Raw genomic sequence first — 12,722 nt, forward strand, 5'->3', positions numbered from 1 at the left:
GGGGAGACGACGAAGTGTTCGAACAAGAAGGAGCAGGCTATCGAATCAGGCTCGGCGGCGCCGACATCGCGGTCGCAGGCGAAGCGATGACGCTCGCGCTGGGCGGAAAGACGTACGCGGTCTGCTTGAGGCCGGCGCTGGACGGCTTCAAGCTGCCGATCTCGGGATGGACGCAGGAAGGCGGCGCGCTGTTCGGGGAGCTGCCGGACAGCGGCTATCGCGTCAAGCTGACGGCTGGCGCGTCCTGGCTTGAATACACGATCGACGGAACCAGCTCGCTGCACGGCGAGATCCGCTATTTTGCCGGCACGGAGCTGGTCGATTCCGTCGTTCGCGGCTTCCTGCCCGACCATTACAACCGGGTATTCCAGGCGGGCGAATCGGCCGTATTCGCGTTCAGCGCGACGGCCAAGGAGTCGCAGTTCGACCGCGGGCTGGAGCGGATCTGGATGACATGCCCGGCGCCGAAGACGCTGGCGTTTCGGGATAAATGGGCGGAGGCCGGCCCGTGGTGGGGTATCGTCGTGCCTGACCCGCTTCCCGTCCGCGAGACGGTGGCGACGTTCCGGCAGGGCCGCTTCGATATCGCGTTCACCCATTTTTATGGCGCCGCGTACGAGGGGCGGTTTCCCCGCGTGCAGTTTCATTTCGGGCTCGAAACGGAAAACGCGGTGCTGGACCGCTACGTGGCTTATTACAGGGACAACGGATACCTGCGGGAAGGGAGCGAGCGGTTCGATTGGTGGAGCCGGCCGATCTTCTGCACCTGGGGGCAGCAGGAGTATCTGGAGCAGAGCTGCGACTTCGAGCGCAATCCGCTGACGGCGGACACGCTGCCGGATTGGGTCGTACGCCTGGAGGAGAAGACGGGCGGCCATCCGTTTACGTTGATCGTCGATTCGCACTGGTTCGACCATCACGGAGAATACGGCGTGCATCCGCAGCGGTTCGGCGATTCTGCCCGTTTCCGCCGGCTGATCGAATCCATCAAGGCGCGCGGCCACAAGGTCGTACTCTGGTACACGCCGCTATGGGTGTCGAAGACGTCCCGCATCGTGCGCGAGCATCCGGAATGGCTGGTGAAAACCCTCGAGGGGGAACCGGCTCGCGTCACGAACACCGAAATCTACGACTACGTCTACTTGCTCGATTGCTCGCGCCGGGACGTGCGGGCGCATATCCGCAGCACCGTGCATTACCTGCTGTCCGACGAAGCAGGCGGCCTGAATGCCGACGGCTTCAAGATTGACATGAACTACTACGGTCCGGTCGGCGGCAAGCATGCGATCGACAATTACGAGTGGGGCATCGGCGAAAAACTTTGGTACGAGCTCGTTCGTTTCATCGGCACGGAGGCGGCTACGGTCAAGGCGGATGCGTTTCTGACGCTGAGCGGGGCGGAGCCGTACTTGCAGCCGTGGGCGCCGGCGCAGCGGCTGAACGATCTGTTCCCCGTCGTGCCGGAGTCGCCAGATCCGTGGTACCGCCGGGCCGCGCTCGTGAGCAAGATGCTGCCCGGCGTGCTGATCGACGTGGACGGCTGGCCGAGCGCGCGAACCCGGTCCGCCGAGTATTGGATGGTGTCGCCGACCTTCGGCGTGCCGGTCACCTACCATCTGGACGGCTTCGATACGAAGGAGAAGCTTGGCGACGCCGACTTCGCGCGGATGCGGGCGGCCTGGAACGTCTATGCGAACGCGCCGGTCCAGACGGACATGGCGCTGCATATCGATCCGGATCGCCGGGTCTTCTACCGGACGTACGGGTCGGGACCGCTGGCGGGCTTCTACGCGGCGCTGGCGCTGCATAGCTGCTGTCTCGTCACCTACGGCGAGCGCTGTATAATGGCGGCCTCGATCGCGGACATGACGGTGGAGGTGCCGCTGCCGCCGGGCCGTACGGTTAGCGCCGCCTGCAAACGGCTGCCGGGAGGCGATGTGCCGATCGTCTGGGAAGAGGATCGCGAGGCCGGGACCGTGCGGTTCAAGATCGAGGATTGCGGCAAGGGCATCGAAGCGTTCGTGCTGGCATTCGCGCAGGTTGACGGATAAGGAGGGAGTGGCCGATATGCTGCGCAGAAGCGATATTCAAATCCGCGATCCGTTCGTCGTGACGGTGCCGGAAGAGGGCTTGTACTATTTGTACGGCACGACCGACCGCAACGCCTGGTCCGGTCCGGGCACCGGCTTCGACGTCTACCGCAGCCGCGATCTGGAGCAGTGGGAGGGACCGTTCCCTGCGTTCCGGCCAGAGGCCGGGTTCTGGGCGACAGAAAATTTCTGGGCGCCGGAGGTTCATCGACGGGCGGGCAAGTATTATATGTTCGCCAGCTTCAAGGCGCCCGGGCGGCGGCGCGCGACGCAGATTCTGGCCGCGGACGGGCCGCTCGGCCCGTTCAGGCCCTTATCCGACCGGCCGGCGACGCCGCAGGACTGGGAATGCCTGGACGGCACCTTGTACGTAGACCGGCAGGGCGATCCGTGGATCGTATTTTGCCGGGAGTGGCTGCAGGTGACGGACGGCGAGATGTACGCCCTTCGGTTGAGCGCGGACCTGGCCGAGACGGCAGGAGAGCCGATCAGGCTGTTCGCCGCAACGGAGGCGCCGTGGGTGCGGAGCACGGTGTACGAAGCTGCGGGTCGACCGGACGTTCGCGGCTACGTGACGGACGGGCCGTTCCTGTTCCGGACGGCCGAGGGGGAGCTGCGGATGCTCTGGTCGAGCCACGGTGCCGAAGGTTACGCGATGGGCATCGCCAAGTCTGTGTCCGGGGAGATTGAAGGGCCGTGGACGCAGGAGGAGCTGCCGTTCTTCCGCCGGGACGGCGGGCACGGGATGCTGTTCGAGGGCCTGGAGGGACAGCTGACGCTCGCGCTGCATTGCCCGAACCGGACGCCGGACGAGCGCCCCGTATTTTTCCGCGTGAAGACGGCGGGCGGTACGCTTGCGCTGGCGGAGGACTGACGCGCCGCCGGGAGCAAGCGCAGGTTCATGAGGGAGCGGGGCGGCGGTCGCTCCGCCAACCTGCTCCGCCTGAGGGGAGGACAGCGCGAGGCAGCATTTTTTCGAGCAAAAATGAAAGCGTTTTATATGAAGCGTTTTGATTTCATTTCGGGAGGTCAATCGGTATGAAAAACATCGGTTTGCGTTTCGTTCGTCTTCTGATCGCGGCGGCTTTATTCGTGGCGCCCCTGGCCTTCGGCGTGCCGGCCACGCACGCGGCTGGTACGGTCACCGCCTATGCTGCGCCCACCGGCGCTCCCCGCTCCTCCGACTTCACGGTCACAGCGGGCAGCAGCGCCATCGATCTGTACGGAGACAACAATGGCTGGGGCAACAAGGTATCTTACGGTTACTTCGACATGACCGGCTCGATAACCGTGTCGGTGACGGTCAACTTCTCTTTTTCCTCTTATAAACTTGCGCCTGCCTCCCTCGGCCTGGCCTCGACCCGAAGCGGGAATACGATACAGTTCACGCTGAACGGTCCGACCAACGTATCGCTTATTTTAGACGGGAACTATCAGGGACGCACGCTCCACTTGTTCGCCAGCGCGCCTGATACGAGCGTGCCGAGCCCGTCCGATCCGAACGTCATCTATATCGGACCCGGCTATTACGACTACTCCTCCACGCCGACGACGACGATCACGGTCGGTTCGGGCAAGACGCTGTATATCGCCGGCGGCGCGTTCCTGAACGGACATATCGAAGTGCGCGGTGCCTCGAATGTCGCGATCCGGGGCCGGGGCATCGTCAGCATGAACTATACGTCGACTTACCTGAATCAGCCGATCAGCATCTTGTCGAGCACGAACGTGCAGATGAGCGGCATCATCGTGGACCGGCGAATCGGTTCCTGGTCGAGCCTGATGGACAACAGCAGCCAGGTCAGCGTCACCGATTATAAAGTCGTCAGCCCGACTTATGCGAGTACGGACGGGCTCAATCTCGTCAATTCCCACGACGTGACGATCGACCGCTCCTTCTTCCGGACCGCCGACGATTGCATCGCGATCAAAGGCGTCGTCACGCCGGGCTACAACGCAAGCGATAATCCGGCGAGCGGGGCGCCCAACTACAACATCACCATCCAGAACAGTCAATTCTGGAGCGATGCCAACGACGTATGGTCGCTCGGCGCGGAGACGCAAGCCGCCTATTACGAGAACATCAAGTATTTGAACAACGACGTGCTGTACAGCTATGACGACCGCGACAATCACGGGGTCATCCAGGATCGGGCCGTTATGGATATCACCGCCTTGAACGGCACGCAGTTCCGCAACATTTTATACCAGGATATCCGGGTCGAACAGAGCGTCAGGCTCGTTAATCTCTCGTTCGCGGACAGCTTCTGGTTCGGCTCGCTGCCGGGCAACCAGTCCTTCCCGGGGCTCATCAGCGGCGTTACGTTCCGGAACATTACCGCCGTCGGCACCGGCTCGAAGGAGATTCGGCTGTGGGGCTGGGACCTGGGCAAGCCGGTCAGCGACATCCTGTTCGAGGACGTATCGATCGACGGACAATATCTGACCGATCTGGGCGACAAGCCGTTTAACGTTAACAATTACGTGAAAAACGTCGTCGTCAGGCGCTCAACCGCGCCGGTCGATACGTATGTCGGCGGGCTGGACTTTTCCTCCGTGCAGGGGGCGAACCAGTGGTATTACAAGGAATGGAACGGCAGCAACTACGCCAATATGACGTGGAGCGCGATGGATCGCAAATGGAAGGGAACGGGCTCGTACATCGGCATGTGGGGGCCGAACTTCATCCACCCGGAGAGTAACGACGCGGCCAAAGCATGGCTGGCCCCGAGTACGGGCACGGTCCTGATCAAGGGTACGGCGGCCAAGTGGGATACGGGCGGCGGCGACGGCGTGCGGATTAAAATCATGAAGAACGGCACCCAACTGTGGCCGTCCGGCGGATGGCATACGATCGGGGCGACTGATCGGCTCGGCGTGCAGTTCGGCGTCATCGCGAACGTCGCCGCCGGCGATTACGTCTATATCGTCGTCAACAAGAACGGCACCGACAGCTATGACACGACCGTACTGGACGCGATGATCACCTACAAGCCGGTTTTTAACGCATCGACCGACTTCCTGACGTACCAGGGCGGCTGGAACTGGAACTATCTGCAGGGCAATGCCGCTTCCTATACGAGCATGGCCTGGAACGGGACGGACAAGACATGGCGGGGCACAAATGCGTGGAATATCATTCACGACGGCGGCCTGATGCATCCGGACGCGGACGCCACGGTGCGGGCGTGGACCGCCCCGTCAACGGGCACAGTGCGCGTCACGGGCAACGCGCGGAAGCAGGATGCGAACGGCGGGGACGGCGTCCGGGTCAAGATCTTGAAGAACGCCGCGCAGCTATGGCCGGCGAGCGGCTGGCAGGCGATCGCCTACAATGACACGATCGGCTTCAGCCATTCTTTGACCGTCAGCGTGACGGCGGGCGACGTGCTCTACTTCGTCCTGGACAAGAACGGGAACAACAGCTACGACACGACGTACTGGAGTCCGAACATTTTGTATACGTAACTCGACCGCGACACGACCGCCATACGACCGCATCGCGACCGTATCGCGAACGTAATGCAACGACAGTGTGCTCGCAGTCCAGTTCCGGTGCCGACTCCCCTTTCTTTCGATTCGCTTCGTTCCGGGTACAATATACCATCGGAAACGTCGGGATGACGGATGGAAGGGGAGAGACGAGCGGATGATCAATACGATAATCGTGCTGGCGCTCATCGCGTGCACGGCTTTTTTCGTGGCTGCGGAATATGCCGTCATACGGGTGAGGATGAGCCGGATCGAGCAGATGGTCGCCGAGGGCAATAAGAAGGCGGCGGCGGTTAAGCAGATCGTGGCGAGATTGGACGAATACCTGTCGGCATGCCAGCTGGGCAATACGCTGACCAACCTGGCGCTCGGCTGGCTGGGCGAATCGACGGTGGAGCATTTGCTAAGCCCCGTTTTCGGGCTTTTCGCGCTGCCGGAGTCGGTGGAGACGGTCGTATCCTTCGTGATCGCGTTCCTCATCCTGACTTTCCTCGAGGTCGTGGTCGGGGAGCTGCTGCCCAAGATCGTGGCGATCCAGAAGGCTGAGTCGCTGTCGCTGACGCTCGCGCGGCCGCTCATGATTTTTTTCAAAATCACCTATCCGTTCAGTTGGCTGCTCAACCGTTCGGCGCGCCTGCTCACGGGTCTGTTCGGCATGGAGCCTCTCTCCGAGACGGACAACACCCGCACGGAGGCCGAGCTGCGCCTCATTTTGTCGGAAGGCTACAAGAGCGGCATCATCAACTCCTCGGAGTTCCGGTACGTGACGAACATATTCGAGCTGGACGACATGGTCGCCAAAGGGATCATGATCCCGCGGCGGGACGTGGCGTTCATCGACGAGAGCGAGACGGTGCAGGAGGTCGTGGCCCGCACTTCGCTGGATGCCTACGATCTGTATCCGGTCATGGCGGGCGGCGATAAGGATACGATCGTCGGACTGATCGATTACAAGGAGCTGCTGACGGCGTATATTCGCCATCCGGGGGAGCCGGACATGCCCGTCAAGCCTTATATCGAGCCTGTGCTGCAGCTGCTGGACACCGTATCGGTCCAGGAGATTCTGCTGCTCATGCAAAAAAAGGACATCCATATGGCGGTGCTGCTCGACGAGTATGGCGGAACTTCGGGCATCGTCACGATCCGAGATATCATCGCGCGCATCGTCGGAGAGCGGAGGCAGCAGCGCGACGAGGACGGCCGCCCGCTGATCCAGCAGCTGGGGGACGGGCGATACGAGCTGAGCGGCACGCTCATGATCGAGGAGACCAACCGCCTGCTGAAGACGGACATCGAGGACGACGAAGGCGTATATACACTGGGCGGATGGCTCATGTCCGAGCTGGAGGAAGCGAAGCCGGGCGCCGAGGTGTCAGCGGACGATTATACGTTCGTCGTCGCGGAGATGGAAAATCGCCAGATCAAGCGCGTTAACGTACGGCGCTCGCCCGCGGCGGCGGACGATACGCAGGAGGCCGCGGCCTCCTCAGCGGAGTATCATTCTTAAAGCGCCGTTCGGGATTATTGACAGCGCGGCAAGCTTATACGACCGGGAACCGCACAGTGATGTGCGGTTTTTTGAGCGTATTATACAGTATAAATTTGGCGGCGATTACTGGGCAGGACAGGTAGCGCGCTATCCCCGTATCGGCGTCTTCCTCGTGTGGCGTTTTCCTCGAATTGGCGTTTTCGGCGTGCGGTGCCATTCGGTCGTGCTGCGGCTCTTAATGCCTGCATTTGTACAGGTATTTTCTTCGGACCAACGACGCGCGACGGAAAAACTGCAAATATGCAGGTAAATTCAAACCGTAACCCGAAAATCGGGCTGATAGGGTAAAATACCTGCACTTTTGCATCTAACCAGTCTAAAAGGGGCGAGACCGACGAAAAAAGATGTATATTTGCAGGCATTGCGGCGCAAGAACGAAGCGGGCGGGCGAAATTGACGGCGTCGGAGCGTGCGGTAAGCGAGGACAGCGCGGTTACAGGGGAAAGGAGCGGTTCATTTTGCGGAAGCATTGTAAATTTAAATTGAGATTTGTGTAAAAATAAACGAAAAAGCGAGTATTTTAATGGATACGGGAGCATGCGTCGGGCTGGCGCCGCCTCGTGGGCGGAGAGGCTCGTTTATCAATATTCAGAAAATTTGAATAATTGAATCCGCTGTCTTATAATGAGGGCATCCCAAACGAGAGGGGATAGTCCAATGGGCCAGGTAAGCGAAGCATATCCGCAGCGTACGGAAATGTATCGAACGCAACCGCCCGGCAATTGACGTAACGAGGCGGTCCGGATATGCGGGAATCCAACGTTTACGAGCAAGGGACGACTCTTCGGCAAGCAAGGCGCGAGCCGGTCGGTTCAGACGGCAAGCGGATAAGAAAGCGCACGACGATCTAAGGTACGACGATTAAAGGTACGACGATTACAACGAACGACGATTAAACGTACGGTGAATACAACGAACGACGATTAAACGTACGGTGAATACAACGAACGACGAGTAAACGAACGACGAATAATCGAACGACGAGTAAAACGAACAAAAATAAAACGAACGGCTAATAAACGAACGACGAGTAAAGTAAGACGAATAAAAGCGAGTAAAGTAAGACGAATAAAAGAACGAAGTGAGAGGTGTCGCGGCAAACGAGCGCCAAGGGCGCCGGCAAGACCCTTTAAACGCACGAATGCGCGTACGGCCTTGGAGGTCGAAATCACTAAAATGAAGTCTAAGAAGATTACGATCAAGCGCAAGCGAATCTGGATAAATCTTCGGAAACTTAAGATGGGAGCGTACTGAGACAATTGAATAGTAAACCAGAACAGTAGAACACCCGGTTATCAGCTGTTAACCGGGTGTTCTGTTTGTGTTGCGATAAAGTTGTTCGCGGTAAAGGCTAGAGAGGACGGCGTCCGGCGTCGCGGTTTTCGAGCAGCCCGTATTTTTTTCGGATGCGATCGAGCAGCCTTACCCAGCTAAGCCCGAAAAAGCCGAGGAACAGCACATTGGCCGCCGCGTGCGCGAGATCGAAGTAGAAGCTCTGGGCGTAAGTGATCAGGACGAGCTTCCAGCCGAAGGCGTCGGGTAGGCTGAGCAGCGACCACACGTTCATGATCCAGCCGAAAAGGAAGCCCCAGACGAGACCGAAGGCGCACAGGCCGATCCGCGACTTCATGAAGCGCGTATGGCGCAGCCATCCGGCCGTGGCGCCGACCATGCCCCAGGCGAACATTTGCCAGGGCGTCCAGGGGCCTTGGCCGAGGAACAGGTTCGAGGCGAGCGCGGCGACCGCTCCCACGATGAAGCCGGCTTCGCTGCCGAAGACGAGCGCCGCGACGATGACGACAAAGGACGTCGGCTTGAAGCTGGGCAGCGGCGCAAAAGCGATCCTTCCCAGCGCCGCTACGGCCGCCAGCGCGGCCAGCATCGCGATCTCGCGCGGCTCGAGCCGTCGCCGTTCGAAGCGGACGAACAGCGGCGCCATCGCCAGCGTCATCGCGACGGCGGACAGGAGCAGGTAGTGGCCGTCCCAGATCGCGGAAGCGACGGCCAGGCCGGCAGCAAGGATGATGGCGGCGATCAGGATCGCGCGTCTTCGCTTGTCCATCTGCGCATGACCTCCTCCGCCGTGACGGCGTCCGGATAGCGATGCCTGACTGCCCGGTTGACGGCAGTCGTGTAGAAGTAGTTGCCGCCGAAGAAAAGCGGAGGCTCCGCTGCCGCGGCAATCTCTCCGTCGTAGAGCAGCGCGCAGCGGTCTGCGTGGCGGGCGGCGAACTCGGCGTCGTGCGTCACCATGACGATCGTCATGCCTTCCTCGCGCAGCTGCAGCAGCAGTGCCGCGAAGGCTTCCTTGGCATCGGGATCGAGACCCTTGGTCGGCTCGTCGATGCAGAGGATGTCGGGTCGCGGGAGCAGGGCGAGCGCGAGCGCCAGCTTCTGCTGCTGGCCGCCGCTGAGGTCGTGCGGATGCCGGTCCGGGAGCGCGCCGAGGTCGAACGCATCAGTCCAATAAGCGATCTCGACCTCGGCCGCGCCGCCCTTGTATCCGGCGTGCTCGGCCGCCCGAGCGAATTCCTCGCGTACGGTGTCGCTGCTGAAGTAAAGCATCGGGTTCTGCGCGAGGTAGCCGAGCTTGCGTCCCGGCGCGATCGCGATCTTGCCGCGCTGCGGCTTGCGCAGGCCTGCCATGAGCTGCAGCAGCGTGGATTTGCCGGCGCCGTTGCCGCCGAGGACGGCGAGCAGCTCGCCCTCGCGCACTTGAAGGCTCAGCCTGCGCAGGATGTCGGGCTGGTCTCGCTCGAAGCGATACGTAAGCTCGCGGCAGGACAGCACTTCTGCCGGTCCGTCGGCGCCTTGGCGGGCAGACAGGCGAAGCAGGCCGCGCAGCTGGGAGACGCCGGTTGAAGCTGGCGGTATGCGGATTTCTGCGCAGTCGGCGATGGCTCGGTCGTGCGGACCTTCTGCCTTAGCCGCATCATCCCCCCGTCCGTCCGAAGCGGCGCGTTCCCCGGCCAGCCGGTCGATTGCGGCGACAGCTTCGCGTACGGTCAGCGGCAGGGGGGCGTCCGGGGCGGCCTCCGTTTCGGATGGCTCGCACGTGCCGGCATCGTCAAGCGCGGCCAGCAATCTGGCGACGGACGGCACGTACAGCCGCTCGCGCGCATCGCCGGTCGTCCAGATCCGCCTGCAGACGTCGCCTGGCGCGCCGTCATACCGGACGCGGCCGGCCGCCATGACGACCAGCCGGTCTGCGAGCGGCAAAATGTCGTCCAGCCGGTGCTCGCTCGCGATGACCGTCACGCCGAACTCCTCGTTTAGCCGGCGCAGCAGATGCACGAACTCGCGGGCCGCGACGGGATCGAGCTGGGAAGTCGGCTCGTCGAGGAGCAGCAGACGCGGCTGGAGCAGGAGCACGGAAGCCAGATTTACGAGCTGGGTCTGTCCGCCGGACAGCTCGTGCACGGGGCGCTGCATGAGCGGCTCCAGCCCGAAAAAGCTGGACAACTCCGCCAGCCGTTGGCGCATGACGACTTGCGGATACCCCCGATTTTCCATCGCGAACGCCAGCTCGTGCCATACCGTATCCATCACGATCTGACTCTCGGGGTGCTGGAAGACGAAGCCGATCTCCTCGGCTGCGCGCCCGTCCGGCAGCTCCGCTAGCGGATTCCCGTCATAGCGCAAGCTGCCCGACAGTTCGCCGACGGGCGCAAGCTCGCGCTTGAAGTGGCGTAGCAGCGTCGTTTTGCCCGAGCCGGAAGCGCCGCACAGCACGACGAACTCGCCCTTGCATACGGACAAATCCACTGCCGTCAGCGCAGGCTGAGCCGCGTCCGGATAGCGGAAGGTCAGGCGCTTCGCCGCGACGATCTCCATCGGTATCTCTCCCTCGTTTCAAATACGATCGGCAGGCCTACGAACAGCGCGGAAATCGCGAAGTGGACCGACTCCAAGGTCCCGAGCCGAAGTGACTCCATGCGCGGGTACAGCGTCAGCAAGCCCCAGCCTTCCCGCCAACCCGCGAGTGCGAGCAGCAGCAGCAAGCAGAGCATGGAGAGCGTCGCCCGATCGCGGCGATCCATCCGGTACGGGTAATAAGCGGTCCGTTTGGCCGTGCCGTAACCGCGCGCTTTCATTGAATCGCCGGTGCGCATCGCGTCCTCGAGCGACCAGGTCATGAGGATGCGAAGCAGCAGCGCGCCGTTGCGCAGTCTGCGGATCGGACCGCCGGTCCGCATGTCGATGCCGCGCGAGCGCTGGATGAGCTCGATCTGCTTGAACCTGCGGGCGAACAGCGGGATAAACCGCAGCGTCATCCACGCATGCAGGGCGGTCTGGGGCAGAACGGCGGAAAATAAATACATGAACTTATCCGTCGTCATCACGACGCGGTAGGAGACGAACATCAGCAGCACGGCGAGGATCGTCATCATCGTCATGACGCCGTAGAGCGCGGCCTCGAGCGTGATCGGCTGGTCCATCATATAAAACAGAATATGCCGCCCGCGGTGGGACAGCAGCGGATTGACGATCGCGAACAGTCCGCCGACCAGCAAGTAGTAGGGGAGCGAGCGCGCCAGCGTCCGGCCCTGCCGCTGCAGAAGCAGGAGCGCCGTCAGCAGAACGATCGACGCCAATTGGTAGACGGGATGCGCCAGCATTAGTCCGAGCAGGATCACGCCGGCGTAATAGATGAAGCAGACGAGCGGATGGAGGCTGGCAAAACCGCCTGCGTTCACGAGCCGCTCTCCTTGCCGTCCGCGCCTTTTCCGACGTCCTTGCCCATGTCGAGCGTGTACAGCCATTCTACGACGTCGCCGGACTTCAGCTTGTAGGCGCCGGCGCTCTTGCCCGGAAATTCCCCGTTCACGCGGAACAGCCAGCCGCTCTTCGCGCCTTTGTCGAATTCGTATAGGTTATCGATGCCCTCTACATAAGCGGCTGCGCCGCTGCCTTGATACTCCATTTGCATCTTGCGGCTGCGGGTCGCGCGCTTCAGCACGTCCAGCACGCTGTCCCCGGATTTAAGCTCGACCGCGGCGGGGGACAGGATCGTGCCCGTATCGCTGTCGCCGACGATCGACAGGGTGATCTCGGCTTTTTGCGGCGCCTGGGTCGCGGTTGGGGAAGGACTGGGCGTCGCTTGGCCGGCCTGCGGAGGGGACGAAGGCTTGCCGCCGGCGGTCGCATGAGGCGTCGCTGTCGGCGCAGCGACGGGGGCGGAGCCTTCGGGCTGCGCTGAAGCCGAGCCGGTATCGGCAGTCGCCGCCGGCGCCTGGCTGCCGGAAGGCTTGGCAGCGCCGGCGGTAGACGGGGCGCCAGGCGTGGCCGAAGGGTGAGCGCCGTCAGGATCGTCGCCAGTCGTCGTTGCATCGTCCGTCGCCGTTGCGGACGCCTGCGGGCTCGCTTGCGGGCTTGATTGCGGGCTCGCTGAAGCCTCATCGTTTCCCGGCTGTGTCTGTAACGCTGGAGACGATGGGGCCGAGGCGTTCGCCTGGCTGGAAGCCGTCCCGTCATCGGTGCCTGACCCGCTGCAGCCGGATGCCGCGAGCAGCGCGGCCAGCAGAAAGAGCAATGCGGCCAGCCGGCTCTTGCGAATTTGCTTCACTTCCTGTCCCTCCCTGCGTCTGCGC

At 62.0% G+C, this 12,722-nt stretch carries 8 protein-coding genes; 4 read left to right on the plus strand and 4 right to left on the minus strand.

The window, feature by feature from the left end; all coding sequences use genetic code 11:
• Window positions 1–14 precede the first annotated feature (14 nt).
• From ACFOTD_RS29260 to ACFOTD_RS29275, 4 genes are all read left to right on the plus strand, one after another.
• The gene (locus ACFOTD_RS29260; RefSeq protein WP_378123498.1) at window positions 15–2,051 is read left to right on the plus strand and encodes an alpha-galactosidase; all 2,037 of its coding nucleotides are present in this window, start codon (window positions 15–17) and stop codon (window positions 2,049–2,051) included.
• Between the two features lie 16 nt (window positions 2,052–2,067).
• A complete protein-coding gene (locus ACFOTD_RS29265; protein ID WP_378123499.1) occupies window positions 2,068–2,964 on the plus strand; it encodes a glycoside hydrolase family 43 protein in 897 nt (298 codons plus the stop codon).
• 164 nt (window positions 2,965–3,128) lie between these two features.
• Window positions 3,129–5,558 carry a glycosyl hydrolase family 28 protein gene (locus ACFOTD_RS29270; RefSeq protein WP_378123500.1) on the plus strand — a complete coding sequence of 810 codons (2,430 nt, stop codon included), beginning with the start codon at window positions 3,129–3,131 and terminating at the stop codon, window positions 5,556–5,558.
• Window positions 5,559–5,739: 181 nt separating this feature from the next.
• Window positions 5,740–7,089 (plus strand): hemolysin family protein, encoded by a 1,350-nt coding sequence (locus tag ACFOTD_RS29275; RefSeq protein WP_378123501.1) that lies wholly within the window; start codon window positions 5,740–5,742, stop codon window positions 7,087–7,089.
• Between the two features lie 1,393 nt (window positions 7,090–8,482).
• Here ACFOTD_RS29275 and ACFOTD_RS29280 read toward each other — a convergent pair.
• The 4 genes from ACFOTD_RS29280 to ACFOTD_RS29295 are packed head-to-tail and all read right to left on the minus strand — an operon-like array spanning window position 8,483 to window position 12,697.
• On the minus strand, window positions 8,483–9,193 hold the full coding sequence (locus ACFOTD_RS29280) for an ECF transporter S component (RefSeq protein ID WP_378123502.1): 711 nt from the start codon (window positions 9,191–9,193) through the stop codon (window positions 8,483–8,485).
• The gene (locus ACFOTD_RS29285) at window positions 9,166–10,965 is read right to left on the minus strand and encodes an ABC transporter ATP-binding protein (RefSeq protein ID WP_378123503.1); all 1,800 of its coding nucleotides are present in this window, start codon (window positions 10,963–10,965) and stop codon (window positions 9,166–9,168) included. Before ACFOTD_RS29285 ends, ACFOTD_RS29280 begins: the two co-directional genes overlap by 28 nt.
• Window positions 10,938–11,828 (minus strand): energy-coupling factor transporter transmembrane component T, encoded by an 891-nt coding sequence (locus tag ACFOTD_RS29290; protein WP_378123504.1) that lies wholly within the window; start codon window positions 11,826–11,828, stop codon window positions 10,938–10,940. Before ACFOTD_RS29290 ends, ACFOTD_RS29285 begins: the two co-directional genes overlap by 28 nt.
• The gene (locus ACFOTD_RS29295; RefSeq protein WP_378123505.1) at window positions 11,825–12,697 is read right to left on the minus strand and encodes a DUF4430 domain-containing protein; all 873 of its coding nucleotides are present in this window, start codon (window positions 12,695–12,697) and stop codon (window positions 11,825–11,827) included. The genes ACFOTD_RS29290 and ACFOTD_RS29295 overlap by 4 nt, the downstream gene beginning before the upstream one ends.
• Between the last annotated feature and the right edge of the window lie 25 nt (window positions 12,698–12,722).

The sequence above is a fragment of the Cohnella sp. GCM10012308 genome, assembly GCF_042649185.1.
Taxonomy (GTDB): Bacteria; Bacillota; Bacilli; order Paenibacillales; family Paenibacillaceae; genus Cohnella.

Coding starts and splice junctions, on each gene's coding strand:
- ACFOTD_RS29270 (WP_378123500.1), top strand. CDS start 3,129: ATGAAAAACATCGGTTTGCGTTTCGTTCGTCTTCTGATCGCGGCGGCT.
- ACFOTD_RS29280 (WP_378123502.1), bottom strand. CDS start 9,193: ATGGACAAGCGAAGACGCGCGATCCTGATCGCCGCCATCATCCTTGCT.
- ACFOTD_RS29275 (WP_378123501.1), top strand. CDS start 5,740: ATGATCAATACGATAATCGTGCTGGCGCTCATCGCGTGCACGGCTTTT.
- ACFOTD_RS29265 (WP_378123499.1), top strand. CDS start 2,068: ATGCTGCGCAGAAGCGATATTCAAATCCGCGATCCGTTCGTCGTGACG.
- ACFOTD_RS29285 (WP_378123503.1), bottom strand. CDS start 10,965: ATGGAGATCGTCGCGGCGAAGCGCCTGACCTTCCGCTATCCGGACGCG.